Source organism: Serratia sp. HNCC26DJ206 (assembly GCF_057180605.1).
This window is the reverse complement of record NZ_JBXUGP010000170.1, coordinates 1-326: the sequence shown is the minus strand read 5'-3', so window position 1 is coordinate 326 and position 326 is coordinate 1. Positions and strand designations below refer to the sequence as shown.

Below are 326 nucleotides of genomic sequence, written 5' to 3'. Positions count from 1 at the left end.
AGGATTGCAACCCTTCCAGACCGTAAAGCGTGAACCAATTAACCCAGCGTCCCAACGATGAGCGCGCGCAGCAAAGCGTTTTGGCAACATCACTGAGCGTGTCGCCACGGTGAAGCATCAGCATAGCCGTGAGTCTTCGAGCATGGTTCTTATCGTCTGTTTTTTGTATGGTTTTTTGCATCAGAGACCTTTCGGCATCGGATATTGGTGCTATGATCGGCATAACTCAGTCCGGTTGGTGGTTTGGGATATTCAGCGATTGATCAGATCGCTTAAATCGGACTGAGTTCCCTCGTGGTGATCTACTATTTGGAACAGCTATTTAG

1 protein-coding gene is annotated in these 326 nt (G+C 48.5%); it reads right to left on the bottom strand.

All coding sequences use genetic code 11. The features are described 5' to 3' along the window. The coding region (locus AC2A1E_RS24445) for a helix-turn-helix domain-containing protein (RefSeq protein WP_484385913.1) at positions 1-223 on the bottom strand (223 nt) is incomplete at its 3' end. Positions 224-326: the final 103 nt, after the last annotated feature.